Origin of the sequence: Pseudomonas sp. (assembly GCF_051660785.1) — a bacterium.
In the GTDB taxonomy this organism is placed as follows: Bacteria; Pseudomonadota; Gammaproteobacteria; order Pseudomonadales; family Pseudomonadaceae; genus Aquipseudomonas.
The window spans coordinates 1-16,814 of record NZ_JBOFQE010000017.1 but is presented as its reverse complement, the minus strand read 5'-3'; the positions used below and the strand labels follow the sequence as shown (position 1 = coordinate 16,814).

Here is a 16,814-nt window from a genome sequence, read left to right as displayed (position 1 = left end):
TCCGATGATCAACGCTCAACTGCTGCAAATGGTGATAAACGCGTCCAACGACGGCATCGTGATTGCCGAAAAGGAAGGAGATCAGGACAACATCCTGATCTACGTAAACCCGGCGTTTGAGCGTCTGACGGGTTACACCAGCGAAGAAATCCTCTACCAGGATTGCCGTTTCCTGCAATCTGGCGACCGCGATCAAGAGGCCCTCGCTACGATTCGCGAATCATTGACCCGTGGCGGCTCCTGCCGGGAAATATTGAGAAATTACCGCAAGGACGGCACGCCGTTCTGGAATGAACTGTCCCTTTCTACAGTGAAGAACCCGAGCGACGGGCAAACTTATTTTGTTGGCGTGCAAAAAGACGTTACGGTGCAAGTCAAGGCACAGCAGCGAGTTGCGCAATTGGAAGCTCAATTGGCTGAGACGCAAGCCGAGCTGGCTGCGTTGAAAGCGACGAACGGCGAAAACAAAACGGCGAATTAATTGTCATTAACTACAATCACCGATGACTTTGTAACTTTTTCTTTCGAGTTAGCCATGCAACGCGACGCACTCCTGACACAGGATGAGCTGGATTTCATCCAGACCATGCAACACAACCCGCAACTCAATGTGCGGGATGCGACGTCGAGTCTGCTCGTCAACGGTGGATCGCAAATCCGTGATTTGCTCACGCGCCTGGCGGCACATGAGCAAGTCACCATCCAGGCCAACTTCGAAAATCAGCAGATGACCTTTCCGCTGCACCTGGTGGAAGACGAGTTTCATGCGCTGCATTTACGCTTGGGCGTGCCGAGTATTTATGAAGACGGGCCGATGGTTCGGCCATGGCGCCTGACGCTTGAAGAGCCGGTGGCGCTGGAAAATGCCAAAGGCCAACCCGGCACGATGTGGGTGCACGAAATATCGTTCAAAGGGGTTTTGCTGGAAGTGCGCAACAAGACCAAACCGCCCAAGCACTTCGCGTTGTGGTTCAGTCCGTCAGGCTATGAGCGCATTGCTCTGCGGGGCACGTTTGAGCGTGAAACCGAACAAGGTTTCTACGCCTACGAATTGAGCCAGAGCGACAAGGACGAGACCGAGCGCTTGCGTCAGTACATCCTTCAACAGCACCGTCTGACACATCCCTCTCTGCACATCTGAGCTCAGGTATCGAGGGTTCCCGCCAGGAATTGCTTCAGACGCTGACGCATCACCACCCCCTCGTTTCCCAGACATCCGATCGACGTTCCAGCCAGGCTGTCCTGTGCCAGGTCCGACGCATCACCGGCCAGCAACAGCTGACAATCCAGGCTCAGCGCCAGTCGATTCAAGCGTCGAGGCAACTCGGGAGCCGGCGCGTGATTGGACACCAGCACCAGTGCCGAGGGTTTGATCCGCTCGCAAACCAGGGTCAACTCATCGAATGGCTGACCGATTGCCAGCAATTGAATCGCCGAATCGACACTGCTCAGGTACAGCGCCGTCACCAGCACTTCGAGCTCATGGGCCTGATCGGCCAAGGCGCAGACAATCACACGCCGTGGCTGCATGACCCGCACCAACAGCATGCGTTGCAGTACCCGAGACCGCAGAAAACCATCCAGAAAAAGCCATTCGCTGGTCTGACCGAACGCTTCATGGCGCTGCAGCATCAGCTTCCAGATCGGCATCAGGATGTCCTGGAACACCACTGTCAGGGGGTAACTGGAAAAAATCTGTCCATAGACCTGTTCCAGCTGAACCTCGTCAAACGCCGTCACCGCCAACTTGACCTGCTGCTGCCACTGGGCATAGTCGGCCTGAACGAGTTCGTCCGGAATGATGTTCGCCAGCGCTTTGAGCGGTTCGGTCCTGGCCAGTATCTTGCCGACCTTGCTGACCGCGACGCCGCGGTCGATCCAGCCAAGAATGCTGCGAACCTTTTCAATATCGGCCATCGAATACAGCCGATGCCCGCTTTCGGTGCGTGTGGGCTGGATCAGACCATAGCGCCGTTCCCATGCTCGCAACGTGACGGGGTTGATACCCGTCAGGCGCGCTACCTCACGAATAGGGAACAGATCTTCGCGCTCAATGGAAAGATCCACCTGTGAGGCGGGGACATTTTCAGTCAGGACAGGCATGTGGCAATTAACGTCCATGTACGAAATTGGATCCTATTCTAACTCCCATGCCCCATCACTACTCAATACTTTGATCACGACGAATGCCGCTGGTGTAATTATCAGAATCAGGAATAATCCTTGCTTGTTTCAAGACGCAGCCCATCACCCCGGCGCTGCGCCTGGCGAAACTCCTACCCGGAGTAACGCGTTTGTCATACGGAGATACACAATGTCGACCTCACCCGTCACGCTGATGGTTGCGCGCCGCGTCGCCGATGGGCGCTATCAGGACCTGATGGCCTGGTTGCGCGAAGGCGAACAACTGGCCACCGATTTCCCCGGTTATCTCGGCTCAGGCGTGCTCGCTCCGCCGCCCGGCGATAACGAATTCCAGATTATTTTCCGCTTTGCCGACGAGCAAACCATGCACGCCTGGGAGCATTCCGCTTCGCGTACCGCGTGGCTGGCACGTGGCAGTGATCTGTTTGCGCACAAGACCGAACATCGCGTCAGCGGGATCGAAGGCTGGTTCGGTGCCGTCGGCCAGCGTCCACCACGCTGGAAACAGGCCGTAGCGATCTGGCTGGCGTTTTTTCCGGTTTCGTTGCTGTTCAACTATGTAGTGGGGCCGTTGCTGGGCGAAATGAGCCTGCTGCCGCGCGTGCTCATCAGCACCCTGTGCCTGACGCCGCTGATGGTCTACTTCTTCATTCCGCTGTCGACCCGCCTGCTGGCCAGTTGGCTGAACAGCGCGCCAGCGCGCCCATTGCCCGCCGAGCCCTCCACCCAAAATCACTGATCCCCATGTGGGAGCCAGCCTTTGTGGCGAGGGGATTCATCCCCGTAGGGCTGCGAAGCGGCCCCGATACCAACACCGCGATGAATCAGATACACCGCAGCCAATGGTTTTACGACTGCTTCGCAGCCGAACGGGGCGGTGCGACGTGTCGCTGAATCCCCTCGCCACAAAGGCTCGCTCCCGCAATAGGTGAATGCCGCCGCGCGCTGGTATAGTTTTGCTCTTACCGCGACGCGAGCCGTTCATGACCTCTTCCGCAGCTCCGATCCTCATCACCGGTGCCGGCCAGCGTGTCGGCCTGCACTGTGCGCAGCGATTAATTGAAGACGGCCATCCGGTGATCTTCAGCTACCGCAGCGATCGCCCCGGCGTGCAGACCTTGCGCGATCTTGGCGCCACCGCAGTGTTTGCGGACTTCGCCACTGAAGCGGGAATCCTCGCGTTCATCACCGAACTGAAAACCCACACTGATAGCCTGCGCGCCATTGTTCATAACGCTTCCGAATGGCTGGCCGAAACCCCGGACACCGAAGCCGAAGCTTTCACCCGCATGTTCAGCGTGCACATGCTCGCGCCTTACCTGATCAACCTGCACTGTGCCGACTTGCTCGAACGCTCAAGCCCCGCCGACATCGTGCACATCAGCGATGACGTGACCCGCAGGGGCAGCAGCAAGCACATTGGCTACTGCGCCAGCAAAGCCGGGCTCGACAGCCTCACCCTGTCCTTCGCCGCGAAATACGCACCGACAATCAAGGTCAACGGAATCGCGCCGGCCCTGCTAATGTTCAACCCCGAAGACGATGCGGCGTACCGCGCCAAGGCCCTGGCCAAGTCCGCGCTGGGCATCGAACCCGGCAGCGAAGTGATTTATCAGAGCCTGCGTTATTTGCTCGACAACCCTTATGTCACCGGCACGACCCTGACCGTCAATGGCGGACGGCACATCAAATAAGCGGTCCCCGCGAGGATGTTCCATGACGTTATCCCTGCCCCAGAACGCGCTGTCCCAGAGCTATCGCGACATCCTCATCGGCCTCGGTGAAAACCCCGACCGCGAAGGACTGCAAGACACCCCGGTTCGCGCGGCCAAGGCCATGCAGTACCTCTGCCATGGCTACGACCAGAGTGTCGAAGAGATCGTCAACGGCGCACTGTTTGCGTCAGACAACGATGAAATGATCATCGTCGACAACATCGAGCTGTACTCGCTTTGCGAACATCACATGCTGCCCTTCATCGGCAAGGCGCATGTGGCTTATATTCCGACGGGCAAGGTGCTGGGCCTGTCTAAAATCGCGCGGCTTGTGGACATGTTTGCCCGTCGCCTGCAGATCCAGGAAAACCTCACCCGGCAAATCGCCGACGCCGTGCAGCAAGTGACCGGCGCGGCGGGTGTCGCGGTGGTCATCGAAGCCAGGCATATGTGCATGATGATGCGCGGCGTCGAGAAACAGAATTCGACCATGAACACCTCGGTGATGCTCGGCGCCTTCCGCGAGTCGAGCAACACCCGCCAGGAGTTCCTGCAATTGATTGGACGGAGCAAGTAGCAATGCCACAACTTCAACCAGGAATGGCTCGCATCAGGGTCAAGGACCTGTGCCTGCGGACCTTCATCGGGATCAACGAGGATGAAATCCTCAACAAGCAGGATGTGCTGATCAACCTGACCATCCTGTATGCCGCTCAGGAAGCAGTGCGTGACAACGACATCGATCACGCGCTGAATTACCGGACGATCACCAAGGCGATCATCGCCCACGTGGAAGGCAATCGCTTCGCCCTGCTCGAACGCCTGACCCAGGAGATCCTCGATCTGGTGATGGCCAACGCGTCGGTGCTGTACGCCGAGGTCGAAGTCGATAAGCCACATGCGCTGCGATTCGCCGAGTCGGTGTCAATTACCCTGGCCGCGAGCCGCTGATCGCGTCTGGCGCATTGTCCGTCAGACTTTTATCATCTCGCGCACGACTGAATAGCACAGAGCCCATCATGACTGACCAACAACGCCTCGAACTCGAAGCCGCCGCCTTTCGCCGGCTGGTCGCCCACCTGGACAGCCGCAAGGATGTGCAGAACATCGACCTGATGAACCTCTCGGGTTTCTGCCGCAACTGCCTGTCCAAGTGGTACAAGGCCGCTGCCGATGAACGCCAGATCGAGGTCAGCCTCGATGACGCCCGCGAAGTGGTTTACGGCATGCCGTACGCCGAGTGGAAAGCCCAATACCAGCAAGAAGCCAATGCCGAACAACAAGCGGCGTTTGCCAAAGGAAAACCCAATGAGTGATTGGAACACCCTGCGCGCCAGCCTCAAGAGCGGCGAACACGTTTTCGCCGACACCCTGGCGTTCATCGCCGCGGGTTACGACTACCAGCCTCAGGCGTTCAACAACGGCGGCGTGGAAAACGCAGCCGGGCAGAACGAGGGCTCGTGCAAGACCCTGAGCCTGGCGCTGCTGGAAGGCCTGAGCGATGAGGAAGCGCTGTTGGCATTCGGCGAGCATTACCGCTCGGTGTTGGCCACGCCTGAAGGCAGTGACCATGGCAACATTCGGGCGTTGATCGTTCATGGCCTGGCCGGCGTCAAATTCACCCAACAACCACTGACTCGCCGCTGACTGAAGCCCGCAAAACACGTCATGAGAGACACTGAACCTGTGGCGAGGGAGCTTGCTCCCGCTGGACTGCGCAGCGGTCCCCTTCTTTTTTAAGATTAAGCAGGGTCGCTTCGCAACCCAACGGGAGCAAGCTCCCTCGCCACAGATTATGCGTCGCCATCGATCGGTACCAGGGCACATCCCGACTTTTAAGATTGACCCGGTCACTTTATTTCGTTTGCCCGAAACCACTGCTCACGGCTTAGATAAAAAGAAGCATCCCTTCTTCAGAGTCGGTCATCCATGAGCAGCGAAACCATCAGCCAGTCGATCAATGTCGTTCATCCCGTCACGCTCAGCCACGGCAGAAATGCCGAGGTCTGGGACACCAACGGCAAACGCTATATCGACTTTGTCGGCGGCATCGGCGTGTTGAACCTCGGCCATTGTCATCCGCGTATCGTCGACGCCATTCGCGAACAAGCCACCCGGCTGACTCACTACGCATTCAACGCCGCCCCGCATGCGCCCTACCTCGAACTGATGGATCGTCTCAGCGCATTCATCCCGGTGGACTACCCGGTCAGCGGCATGCTCACCAACAGCGGCGCGGAAGCAGCGGAAAACGCCCTGAAGATCGTGCGCGGTGCCACCGGTCGCACTGCGGTCATCGCTTTCGACGGCGCCTTCCACGGCCGCACCCTCGCCACTCTCAATCTCAACGGCAAAGTCGCGCCTTACAAACAGAAAGTCGGCGTGCTGCCGGGGCCGGTGTTTCATTTGCCGTACCCGAGCAAGGACAACGGCGTGACCTGCGCCGAAACCTTGAAGGCCATGGATCGACTGTTCAGTGTCGAGATCGACGTTGAAGATGTGGCCTGCTTTATCGTCGAACCGGTACAGGGCGAAGCAGGATTTCTGGCGATGGACGTCGAGTTCGCTCAAGCGCTTCGGCGCTTCTGCGATGAAAAAAATATCCTGTTGATTGCCGATGAAATCCAGTCCGGCTTTGGCCGCACCGGACAGCGTTTTGCATTTTCGCGATTGGGCATTGAGCCGGACCTGATCCTGCTGGGTAAAAGCATTGCAGGGGGTGTGCCTCTGGGTGCGGTAGTCGGGCGCAAGTCGCTGCTGGACACGTTGCCCAAAGGTGGACTGGGCGGCACTTATTCGGGCAACCCCATCGCCTGCGCCGCCGCGTTGGCAACACTGGACGAAATGACCGATGCGAATTTGCAGGCCTGGAGTTCGCAGCAGGAAGAAGCGATTGTCAGTCGCTACGAATCCTGGCGCGACAGCAAACTTTCACCGTACCTGGGGCGTTTGACCGGCGTGGGCGCGATGCGCGGCATCGAGTTGAGCAATGCCGACGGTTCGCCGGCCTCGGCGCAGTTGGCGCAACTCCTGAGCTTGGCGCGCGACGCGGGCTTGCTGCTGATGCCCAGCGGCAAGTCGCGCCACATCATCCGGCTGCTGGCGCCGTTGACCACCGAGGCTGCCGTGCTGGAGGAAGGGCTGGATATTCTTGAGGCGTGCCTGAAGAAACTGGCCTGAATATAAAGTCCCTGCAGTCCCTGTGGGAGCTAGCCTGCTAGCGATGGTGTGTCAGCTACATCGATGTGACTGACACACCATCGCTAGCAGGCTAGCTCCCACAAGGGTTTGTGTTGGCCGCACTTTCTGTTGGCACAAAAAAACCGGCCGAAGCCGGTTTTTTCATTTCAACAGAATCAGAACGAAGCGTTCTGCAGACCGTCGAGGTAGCGTTCTGTGTCCAGTGCCGCCATGCAACCGGCGCCGGCCGAGGTGATCGCTTGACGGTAAACATGGTCAGCCACGTCACCGGCCGCGAAGATGCCTTCAACGCTGGTGGCCGTTGCGTTGCCGTCACGGCCGCCGTGGACAACCAGGTAGCCGTCTTTCAACGTCAGCTGGCCTTCGAACAACGAAGTGTTCGGAGTGTGGCCGATGGCGATGAACACGCCGTCGACTTTCAGCTCGTCGAAGCTGCCGTCGTTGTTCTTAAGGCGGGCACCGGTCACGCCCATGTTGTCGCCCAGGACTTCGTCCAGGTTCGAGTTCAGCTTCAGGATGATCTTGCCTTCGGCAACCCGGGCGTTCAGCTTGTCGATCAGGATCTTCTCGGCACGGAAGGTTTCGCGACGGTGGACCAGGGTCACGGTGCTGGCGATGTTGGCCAGGTACAGCGCTTCTTCGACAGCGGTGTTGCCGCCACCGACCACGGCCACGGGTTTGTTGCGGTAGAAGAAACCGTCGCAGGTGGCGCAGGCCGAAACGCCTTTGCCCATGAACGCTTCTTCCGACGGCAGACCGAGGTAACGAGCGCTGGCGCCCGTGGCGATGATCAGGGCGTCGCAGGTGTACGTCGCGCTGTCGCCGATCAGGGTGTACGGCTTGGCAGCGAAGTCCACGGCATTGATGTGATCGAAAACGATCTCGGTTTCAAAGCGCTCGGCGTGCTCCTTCATGCGTTCCATCAGCGCCGGGCCGGTCAGGCCGTGGACATCGCCCGGCCAGTTGTCGACTTCGGTGGTGGTGGTCAGTTGACCGCCGGCCTGCATGCCGGTGATCAGCAGTGGCTTGAGATTGGCACGGGCGGCATAGACCGCGGCGCTGTAACCGGCAGGGCCGGAACCGAGAATAATCACTCGCGAATGACGGACTTCAGACATGACCTGCTCCTGTTGACCGGCCCGGAACACCTGGCGCGGAACGCCGGATTGCCGGCGGGAATAAAAAAGGACCGTTGAATGCCTTGGGGAAGGCTCGGGTTCGACAGTCCTGTAAAAAGAATGGGTGCAGCGTATCGAGGGGGCGAAGATTAAGGAAATACGGTTTAACAATCCAGCTCATAGGCGGTCTCTATCCGGTTACGATGGATTTATAGGCGCCTTTGTTACAGTTAATGTCGATGTCGCTGCCGCGCTTTCGCCTGTCAGGCAAAGCCGGTAAGGTCGGCGCGTTTCCCCTTTGCTCGGAGCACGTTATGCCCGCCCCCGTTCTGTCCGGCCCGCAATACCTGCGCGAAGGCCTCAAGTTGGTCCTGAGCCCCAGCCTGCGTTTGTTCGTGTTGTTGCCCTTGGTAATCAACCTTGTGCTGTTCGTCGGATTGATCTACCTGGCCGGCCATCAATTCAGCTTGTGGGTGGATACGCTGATGCCATCCCTGCCCGATTGGCTGAGTTTTCTCAGTTATATCCTCTGGCCGATTTTTGTGGTGCTGGTAGTGCTGATGGTGTTTTTTACCTTCACCATGCTCGCCAACGTCATCGCCGCGCCGTTCAACGGTTTTCTGGCGGAAAAAGTCGAGGTGGTAGTGCGCGGCACCGACGACTTCCCGGCCTTCAGCTGGGGCGAACTGATCGCCATGGTTCCCCGCACCCTCTCTCGGGAGATGCGCAAACTCGGTTATTTCCTGCCGCGAGCGATCGGGCTGTTCATTCTCTCGTTCATCCCCGTGGTGAACATCATTGCTGCGCCGTTGTGGCTGCTGTTCGGGGTGTGGATGATGGCCATCCAGTACATCGACTACCCGGCGGACAACCACAAGCTCGGCTGGAACGAGATGCTCGCCTGGCTGCGCGAGAAGCGCTGGCAGAGCATGAGTTTCGGCGGGATGGTGTATCTGGTGCTGCTGATTCCGGTGGTCAACATCCTGATGATGCCAGCCGCCGTGGCGGGTGCGACCCTGTTCTGGGTGCGTGAGCGTGGCGCGGAGAATCTGGTGACCCAACGCTGACACCGTCACAAATCCATCATCGAACCGCCACAATGACGACATGGCCTCAGCCGACACTGAGGTCATGACGACAGCTCTGCACATCACTCTGATCACCGAAACCTACCCACCGGAAATCAACGGCGTGGCCAATACCCTCGGCCGCTTGTGCGATGGCTTGCGCGCGCGCGGGCACCAGGTCGAGCTGGTGCGGCCACGTCAGGGCTGCGATCAGCTGGCGGCCAGCAACGATGAGTTGTTGCTGTGTCGCGGCTGGCCGCTGCCGGGCTATCCCGGTTTGCAATGGGGCCAGTCGTCGATGCACAAGCTGCTGCGGCGCTGGAAGCGCAATCGCCCGGACGTGCTCTACATCGCCACGGAAGGCCCGCTGGGGTTGTCGGCATTGCGCGCGGCACGGCGTCTGGGGATTTCCGTGGTCAGCGGCTTTCATACCAATTTCCAGCAGTACTCCAGTCAGTACGGGCTCGGATTGCTGTCGCGCTTGCTGACTCATTACCTGCGCTGGTTTCACAATCGATCCACGTTGACGCTGGTGCCCAGCATCAGCCAGCGACTGGAACTGGAGCGGCGTCATTTCGAACGTCTGGCGTTATTGTCCCGAGGGGTCGACAGCCAATTGTTCCATCCGGTCAAACGCCTGCAATCGCTACGCGAACAGTGGGGTTTGGGCGAGAAGGACATCGCGGTCATCCATGTAGGACGTCTGGCGCAGGAGAAGAATCTTGGCGTGCTCAAGCGCTGCTTCGACGCGCTGAAAACGACTTATCCACAGCGCAACTTGAAATTGATCGTGGTCGGCGATGGGCCGCAGCGAGGTTTCTTGGAAAAGGAGATGCCTGAAGCGATTTTCTGCGGCTCACAACGTGGCGAAGCGTTGGCCAGTCACTATGCATCAGCGGACGTATTTCTGTTTCCGAGCCTGACCGAAACCTTCGGCAATGTGGTGCTTGAAGCGCTGGCCTCGGGATTGGGTGTGGTGGCCTACGATCAGGCAGCCGCTGCTCAGCATATTCGCCATGGCTACAACGGTGTGCTGGCGATGCCGGGGGATGAAGAGGCGTTCTGCGACGCTGCGACGTGGTTGCTGGAGGAGCGCGAGACGTTGAGGTGCGTAAGGCTCAATGCGCGCCAGCATGCGAGTCGGCAGGGCTGGGCGGCGATTATCGAGCAGTTTGAGGGGCAGTTGCGAGGGGCTTGTGTGGGGGAGCAGGTGGTGCCGAATGCACCAACCTTGCCCCGAGCCTAGGGTGACATTGAGTCAGTCATCGCCAGCAGGCTGGCTCTCACAGGTTCCGTGTACACCGCAGAACCCCTGTGGGAGCCAGCCTGCTGGCGATGAGGCCTTGCCAGTCGCCGATTAAACCAAGGTCATCAACGCCTCTCGGCTGAACGGCAGAATGTCTTCCTCACGACCGTCACGCACTTTCTGCGCCCAGTCCGGATCGACCAGCAGCGCACGCCCTACCGCCACCAGATCGAACTCATCGTTGTTCAACCGCTCCAGCAGTTTTTCCAGGCTGGCCGGCTGCGCGATCTTATCGGTGTTGACCATGAACTGCAGGAACTCGCCGTCCAGGCCAACGCTGCCCACGGTGATGGTTGGCTTGCCCGTGAGCTTGCGGGCCCAGCCGGCCAGGTTCAGTTCGGAACCGTCGAACTCCGGCTCCCAGAAACGTCGCGTCGAGCAGTGGAAAATATCCACGCCGGCGTCGGACAACGGCTTGAGGAATTCACCCAGCGCCTCCGGGGTTTGCACCAGACGCGCGGTGTAATCCTGCTGCTTCCACTGCGAGAAACGGAAGATGATCGGGAAGCCTTCGCCGACTGCTGCACGCACGGCTTGAATCAGTTCGATGGCAAAACGCGAACGATTGGCCAGGTCGCCACCGTATTCGTCGGTGCGCTGGTTGCTGCCTTCCCAGAAGAACTGATCCACGAGATAGCCGTGGGCACCGTGGATTTCAACACCGTCCATGCCGATGCTTTGGGCATCTTTAGCGGCTTGGGCGAACGCGGCGATCACATCCTGGATGTCTTGTTTAGTCATGCCGTGCACCACGACCTGACCGTCCTTCAGTTTCTCCGACGGACCGTAACCCGGCACGCTGGCATCCGGCTCGGTGCCGATGCGGCGCACGCTGCCCACATGCCACAGCTGAGGAACGATCTTGCCACCCTCGCCATGGACCGCGTCGACCACTTTCTTCCAGCCCGCCAGCGCGGCTTCACCGTAGAAATGCGGCACGTTCGGGTAGCCATTGGAGGCTTTGTGCCCGACGGTGGTGCCTTCGGTGATGATCAGGCCTACGCCGGCAGCGGCGCGACGACGGTAGTACTCGATCACTTTGGAATTAGGAACGCCGCCCGGCGAAAACGAACGGGTCATTGGCGCCATGACGACGCGGGTCGGCAATTCGAGGGAGCCGAGATGGAACGGTTTGAACAGGGCTTTGACGGGCATGGGACGCTCCACGGAAACGATATCGACGGGACACAAATTTTATGACGGCGATAATATGCGCAGTCGAAGGCCATGCACAGCACTATTGATCTGAATGATTAAGGGTCAAAAGGCAGGCATAAAAAATCGCAGCGTGTTGGCTGCGATTTTGGGGATCAGCTCAGCGCTTTTTCAATCGCATGGATGACCGACGGATCATCCGGAGCCGTACGCGGCGAAAACCGCGCCAACACACGTCCGTCTTTGCCGAGCAGGAATTTTTCGAAGTTCCAGGTAATGTCCCCCGGAAACTCAGCGCCCTCGCCCGCCAGCAAACGGTACAGCTGATGACGATCGTGACCGTTGACTTCCAGCTTGCTGGACAACGGAAAGGTCACGCCATAGTTGAGGCTGCAGAAATCCTGGATCTCTTGCTCGGAGCCCGGTTCCTGCCCGGCAAACTGGTTGCACGGCAAGCCCAGCACGCTGAAACCTTTGTCTTTATATTGCTGGTAGAGGTTTTCCAGCGCCGCGTATTGTGGGGTCAAACCACATTTGGAGGCGACGTTGACCACAAGCACGACGCGCCCCTTGAGGGGTGCCAGCGGTAGCTCCTGTCCATCCAGGGCTGTCAATTTAAGGTCGTGAAAAGCACTCATGACGAACTCCAGATTCCCGTGTTCTACTCGAAACAGCCACTTGGCGATGTCGCCAGGGACAGCCGCGGACTAAAAAGGCGCCCCTCGGGCGCCTCTCCAGTTCTCTGAGCTTAGCGCAGAAAATCAGTGGTGATGGCCACCTTCGCCATGGACGTGACCATGAGCGATTTCTTCCTGGCTGGCATCACGGATGTCGACGATCTTGACCTGGAAATTCAGGCGCTGACCGGCCAACGGGTGGTTGCCGTCGACGGTGACTTCGTCGCCGTCCAGATCGCGGATGGTGACGATCTGCATCTGGCCGTCCGGCGCGGAAGCGTGAAACTGCATGCCCACTTCCAGTTCGTCGACACCTTCGAACATGCTGCGGCTCAGGGTGCTGACCAGTTCTGCAGCGTATTCGCCGTAGGCATCTTCAGGTTCAACGGCTACGGTCAGCTCGTCGCCGACTGCTTTGCCTTCCAGGGCCTTTTCCAGGCCCGGGATGATGTTACCTGCGCCTTGCAGGTAGACCAGCGGCGCGCCGCCGGCGGAGCTGTCGATGACCTCACCAGCGTCGTTGGTCAGGGTATAGTCGATGGAGACAGCCTTATTGGCGGCGATCAGCATGGGGCGAGACCTTTTGCATAAGAATGAAGAAAGGCCAAGTTTAGCGAAGCAATCGTCCGAAAGCGAACACAACCCGGACAGACGGATTGCGGCGCAAGGCTCGACGGTCACCGGTTTCCATCAGGATGAGGACGGGCATTGGGTGGCCGAGCTGTCCTGCGGCCACACCCAGCACCTGCGTCACCAGCCACCGTGGCAATCGCGTGCCTGGGTCCTGGACCCCGCGCAACGTATTGAAAAAATAGGCCAGCCCTTTGATTGCGGTTGGTGCGCACAAGGCTCGGTTAGCGATAACCTTGGCGACTGAATTTCGGTAGATCGTCAGATATAGATGATCGCCTTTGCCATGCTCCCTTAGAGAATCCGCATGCAAACTTTTTTTATCGCGCCCACCGATTTTGGTGTGGGTCTGACCTCCATCAGCCTCGGGCTGGTGCGCACCCTTGAGCGAGCCGGCCTCAAAGTCGGCTTTTTCAAGCCGATTGCCCAGCCGCACCCGGGTGACACCGGCCCGGAACGCTCCACCGAACTGGTGGCGCGCACCCACGGTTTGAAACCTCCGCAGCCACTCGGCCTGGCTCACGTCGAGCGCATGCTCGGCGACGGTCAGCTGGATGAGCTGCTCGAAGAAATCATCACCCTCTATCAGCAAGCGGCCGTCGGCAAGGACGTGCTGATCGTCGAAGGCATGGTCCCGACCCGCAGCGCCAGTTACGCGGCCCGGGTCAATCTGCATCTGGCCAAGAGCCTCGACGCCGAAGTGATCCTGGTCTCGGCACCGGAAAACGAAGTGCTGACCGAATTGTCTGGCCGGGTGGAATTGCAGGCGCAATTGTTTGGTGGGCCGAAAGACCCGAAAGTCCTCGGCGTGATCCTCAACAAGGTCAAGACCGAAGAAAGCATGGAGGCCTTCGCCTCGCGCCTGAAAGAGCACTCGCCATTGCTGCGTAGCGGTGATTTCCGCTTGCTCGGCTGCATTCCGTTCCAGCCGGAACTGAACGCGCCGCGCACCCGCGACGTCGCGGACCTGATGGGCGCGCAAATCCTCAATGCCGGTGATTACGAAACCCGGCGCATGACCAAAATCATCATCTGCGCCCGCACCATGCGCAACACCGTGGAGCTGCTCAAGCCCGGCGTGCTGGTGGTGACGCCCGGCGACCGCGACGACATCATCCTCGCCGTCAGCCTCGCCGCCATGAATGGCGTGCCGCTGGCCGGCCTGTTGCTGACCAGCGACACCCTGCCCGACCCGCGCATCATGGACCTGTGCCGTGGCGCGCTGCAGGCGGGCCTGCCGGTGTTGTCGGTGAGCACCGGTTCCTACGACACCGCCAACCAGTTGAACGGTTTGAACAAGGAAATCCCGATCGACGACCGCGAGCGCGCGGAGATCATTACCGACTTCGTCGCCAGTCATCTGGATGCCGACTGGCTGCACCAGCGTTGCGGTACGCCGCGCGAAATGCGCCTGTCGCCTGCGGTGTTCCGCTACCAACTGATCCAGCGTGCCCAGGCCGCGAACAAGCGCATCGTCCTGCCTGAAGGCAGCGAGCCGTTGACTGTGCAAGCGGCGGCGATCTGTCAGGCCCGTGGCATCGCCCGTTGCGTGTTGCTGGCGAAGCCGGAAGACGTCGAAGCCGTGGCCCGCGCCCAAGGCATCGAGCTGCCGCCGGGGCTGGAGATTCTCGACCCGGACCTGATTCGCGAGCGCTACGTCGAACCGATGGTGGCGCTGCGCAAAAGCAAAAGCCTCAACGCACCGATGGCCGAGCAGCAACTGGAAGACACCGTGGTGATCGGCACCATGATGCTGGCGCTGGACGAGGTCGACGGCCTCGTCTCCGGGGTCATCCACTCCACCGCCAACACCATTCGCCCGGCCCTGCAGCTGATTAAAACCGCACCGGGCTGCACGCTGGTTTCGTCGGTGTTCTTCATGCTGTTTCCGGAAGAAGTGCTGGTCTACGGCGACTGCGTGATGAACCCGCACCCGAGCGCCAGCGAACTGGCCGAGATCGCTCTGCAAAGTGCTGACTCGGCTGCCGCGTTCGGCATCATTCCGCGCGTGGCAATGATCAGTTACTCCAGCGGCGAATCGGCCAGCGGCGAAGAAGTCGAGAAGGTTCGCGAAGCCACGCTGCTGGCCCACGAACAGCAGAACTCGCTGCTGATCGACGGCCCGTTGCAGTACGATGCCGCCGCCAACGAAACCGTGGCCAGGCAACTGGCACCGAACAGCCAGGTCGCCGGGCGCGCCACGGTGTTCGTGTTCCCCGACCTGAACACCGGCAATACCACGCACAAAGCCGTGCAGCGCAGTGCCGATTGCGTCAGCCTCGGGCCGATGCTGCAAGGCCTGCGCAAACCGGTAAACGACCTGCCGCGCGGCGCGCAAGTCGATGACATCGTTTACACCATCGCGTTGACCGCGATTCAAGCTGCCAACCGACCTATGGATCTTTAAATGCTGGCTTTTCTACCTGCCGCCGTGCGCGGCGTGATTGCATCGTTGTTGCTGGCGTTGAATACCATCCTGCTGTGCTCGTTTCTGTTCTGCGTGGCGATCTTCAAAGTGTTGCCCTTTGCCCTCACCCAGCGTTTCACGCTCTGGTTGATGAGCCATACCCATGAAGCCTGGATCAGCAACAACAAGGCCTGGATGAACCTGGTCTGCCGCACCCGCTGGCACCTCAGCGGCCTGCAAGGTCTGGATTATCAACACTCGTACCTGATCACCAGCAACCACCAGAGCTGGGTCGACATCATGGTGTTGCAGTACGTGCTCAACCGCCGCATCCAGCCGCTGAAGTTTTTTCTCAAACAGGAACTGATCTGGGTGCCGGTGATTGGCCTGGCCTGGTGGACGCTCGGTTTTCCGTTCATGAAGCGCTACTCCAAGGCCTATCTGGAAAAGTACCCGGAGAAGAAAGGCAAGGACCTGGAAACCACCCGCAAGACCTGCGACAAGTTCCGCAATAACCCGGTGGGGATTTTCAACTTTGTCGAGGGCACGCGCTTCACTGAAGGCAAGCATGCGCAGCAGAAATCACCGTTCAAGTACCTGCTCAAGCCCAAAGCCGGCGGCATTGCGTTTGTGCTGGATGCGATGGGTGAACAGCTTGAGTCGATCGTCAACGTGACCATTCACTACCCGGCCGGGCGTCCCGGGTATTGGGATTTGCTCTGTGGGAATGTGAGGGATGTGGTGGTGCATTTTCAGGAGTTGAAGATTCCGCCGCAGTTCATTGGCAAGAACTACGACCAGGATGGGGAGTATCGATTGCAGTTTCAGGGCTGGATCAATCAGTTGTGGGAAGACAAGGATGCGTTGCTTGCGCAGATGCATCGCGAATACCCCGATAAACACTGACCCTACTGTGGGAGCCAGCCTGCTGGCGATTGCGGGTTCACATTCAGCAGATTTATTGCCTGAATCACCGCAATCGCTAGCAGGCTAGCTGTGATCTCTCTGTAGGTTGTTCACTCGGGGCTTTTCCGGAAAATTGGAGGTGCGAACCAAACCAAGTACCCGGAGGCCCCGAGTGAACACTCATAAAAATGCCCGATTAACCGTTTCTGGTCGAGCCCTTCTCGTTCATCGAATACTTAAAGAAGGCCTAAGACCTGTTGAGGTAGCTCAGTCCCAAGGAGTCAGTGTTCGCACGGCCTACAAGTGGCTTAATCGTTATCGCGCTGAAGGCGAGGAAGGACTGCAGGATCGTTCGTCCCGCCCCAAGCTCTGTCCGCACGCGCTTCCTGAGAAGTGCCAGGAACAAGTGCTTGAGCTACGTCGCCAGCGAAAAACCTATCGCCAGATCAGCCGGGACTTGAAGGTGGGACACAGCACTGTAGGCAGG

General features: G+C 59.2%; 20 protein-coding genes. 15 read left to right on the top strand and 5 right to left on the bottom strand.

Features of this window, described 5'->3' with window-relative positions; all coding sequences use genetic code 11:
- The first annotated feature begins 4 nt into the window (after positions 1-4).
- Positions 5-481, top strand: a complete 477-nt coding sequence (locus tag ACRC4F_RS04495; RefSeq protein WP_438658263.1) for a PAS domain-containing protein — start codon at positions 5-7, stop codon at positions 479-481.
- Between the two features lie 54 nt (positions 482-535).
- Complete coding sequence (locus ACRC4F_RS04490; protein WP_438658262.1) at positions 536-1,141, top strand: hypothetical protein; 606 nt, start codon at positions 536-538, stop codon at positions 1,139-1,141.
- A 2-nt stretch (positions 1,142-1,143) separates the two neighbouring features.
- Here ACRC4F_RS04490 and ACRC4F_RS04485 read toward each other — a convergent pair whose 3' ends face one another.
- Positions 1,144-2,103: a MerR family transcriptional regulator gene (locus tag ACRC4F_RS04485; RefSeq protein ID WP_438658261.1), complete on the bottom strand. Its 960-nt coding sequence runs from the start codon at positions 2,101-2,103 to the stop codon at positions 1,144-1,146.
- Between the two features lie 211 nt (positions 2,104-2,314).
- Between ACRC4F_RS04485 and ACRC4F_RS04480 the strand changes: the two genes are divergently transcribed.
- The 7 genes from ACRC4F_RS04480 to ACRC4F_RS04450 all read left to right on the top strand — a co-directional run bounded on the left by ACRC4F_RS04480 (position 2,315) and on the right by ACRC4F_RS04450 (position 7,040).
- Positions 2,315-2,884, top strand: coding sequence for an antibiotic biosynthesis monooxygenase (locus ACRC4F_RS04480; RefSeq protein ID WP_438658260.1), 570 nt, complete (start codon positions 2,315-2,317; stop codon positions 2,882-2,884).
- Between the two features lie 244 nt (positions 2,885-3,128).
- Positions 3,129-3,839, top strand: coding sequence for a dihydromonapterin reductase (gene folM / locus ACRC4F_RS04475; protein WP_438658259.1), 711 nt, complete (start codon positions 3,129-3,131; stop codon positions 3,837-3,839).
- Between the two features lie 22 nt (positions 3,840-3,861).
- Positions 3,862-4,437 (top strand): GTP cyclohydrolase I FolE, encoded by a 576-nt coding sequence (gene folE, locus ACRC4F_RS04470; protein WP_438658258.1) that lies wholly within the window; start codon positions 3,862-3,864, stop codon positions 4,435-4,437.
- Between the two features lie 2 nt (positions 4,438-4,439).
- Entirely contained in the window at positions 4,440-4,811 is a 372-nt protein-coding gene (folX, locus tag ACRC4F_RS04465) for a dihydroneopterin triphosphate 2'-epimerase (RefSeq protein WP_007970304.1), read from the top strand.
- Between the two features lie 68 nt (positions 4,812-4,879).
- A complete protein-coding gene (locus ACRC4F_RS04460) occupies positions 4,880-5,176 on the top strand; it encodes a DUF1244 domain-containing protein (protein WP_008150700.1) in 297 nt (98 codons plus the stop codon).
- Positions 5,169-5,507 (top strand): HopJ type III effector protein, encoded by a 339-nt coding sequence (locus tag ACRC4F_RS04455; RefSeq protein WP_438658257.1) that lies wholly within the window; start codon positions 5,169-5,171, stop codon positions 5,505-5,507. Before ACRC4F_RS04460 ends, ACRC4F_RS04455 begins: the two co-directional genes overlap by 8 nt.
- Before the next feature lie 282 nt (positions 5,508-5,789).
- Complete coding sequence (locus ACRC4F_RS04450; protein WP_438658256.1) at positions 5,790-7,040, top strand: 2-aminoadipate transaminase; 1,251 nt, start codon at positions 5,790-5,792, stop codon at positions 7,038-7,040.
- Positions 7,041-7,216: 176 nt separating this feature from the next.
- Here ACRC4F_RS04450 and trxB read toward each other — a convergent pair whose 3' ends face one another.
- Positions 7,217-8,179, bottom strand: coding sequence for a thioredoxin-disulfide reductase (trxB, locus tag ACRC4F_RS04445; protein WP_438658255.1), 963 nt, complete (start codon positions 8,177-8,179; stop codon positions 7,217-7,219).
- A 314-nt stretch (positions 8,180-8,493) separates the two neighbouring features.
- Between trxB and cysZ the strand changes: the two genes are divergently transcribed.
- Together cysZ and ACRC4F_RS04435 are read left to right on the top strand one after the other, a co-directional pair.
- Positions 8,494-9,246, top strand: a complete 753-nt coding sequence (cysZ, locus tag ACRC4F_RS04440; RefSeq protein WP_438658254.1) for a sulfate transporter CysZ — start codon at positions 8,494-8,496, stop codon at positions 9,244-9,246.
- A 40-nt stretch (positions 9,247-9,286) separates the two neighbouring features.
- A complete protein-coding gene (locus tag ACRC4F_RS04435) occupies positions 9,287-10,492 on the top strand; it encodes a glycosyltransferase family 4 protein (RefSeq protein ID WP_438658253.1) in 1,206 nt (401 codons plus the stop codon).
- 111 nt (positions 10,493-10,603) lie between these two features.
- On the opposite strand, the gene ACRC4F_RS04430 is transcribed toward ACRC4F_RS04435, so the two are convergent.
- The 3 genes from ACRC4F_RS04430 to ACRC4F_RS04420 form a co-directional block, all read right to left on the bottom strand.
- Complete coding sequence (locus ACRC4F_RS04430) at positions 10,604-11,707, bottom strand: NADH:flavin oxidoreductase (RefSeq protein ID WP_438658252.1); 1,104 nt, start codon at positions 11,705-11,707, stop codon at positions 10,604-10,606.
- Positions 11,708-11,862: 155 nt separating this feature from the next.
- Positions 11,863-12,345 (bottom strand): glutathione peroxidase, encoded by a 483-nt coding sequence (locus ACRC4F_RS04425; protein ID WP_438658251.1) that lies wholly within the window; start codon positions 12,343-12,345, stop codon positions 11,863-11,865.
- Positions 12,346-12,468: 123 nt separating this feature from the next.
- A complete protein-coding gene (locus ACRC4F_RS04420; RefSeq protein WP_438658250.1) occupies positions 12,469-12,954 on the bottom strand; it encodes an FKBP-type peptidyl-prolyl cis-trans isomerase in 486 nt (161 codons plus the stop codon).
- On the opposite strand from ACRC4F_RS04420, the gene ACRC4F_RS04415 reads away from it, so the two are divergent.
- The 4 genes from ACRC4F_RS04415 to ACRC4F_RS04400 form a co-directional block, all read left to right on the top strand.
- Positions 12,923-13,261 (top strand): DUF3565 domain-containing protein, encoded by a 339-nt coding sequence (locus ACRC4F_RS04415; protein WP_438658249.1) that lies wholly within the window; start codon positions 12,923-12,925, stop codon positions 13,259-13,261. The two genes, ACRC4F_RS04420 and ACRC4F_RS04415, sit on opposite strands and share 32 nt — an antisense overlap.
- Positions 13,262-13,321: 60 nt before the next feature.
- Positions 13,322-15,421 (top strand): phosphate acetyltransferase, encoded by a 2,100-nt coding sequence (gene pta / locus ACRC4F_RS04410; protein WP_438658248.1) that lies wholly within the window; start codon positions 13,322-13,324, stop codon positions 15,419-15,421.
- Complete coding sequence (locus ACRC4F_RS04405; protein WP_438658247.1) at positions 15,422-16,327, top strand: acyltransferase; 906 nt, start codon at positions 15,422-15,424, stop codon at positions 16,325-16,327.
- Between the two features lie 172 nt (positions 16,328-16,499).
- A partial coding sequence (locus tag ACRC4F_RS04400) for a leucine zipper domain-containing protein (RefSeq protein WP_438658246.1) occupies positions 16,500-16,814 on the top strand: 315 nt, incomplete at its 3' end.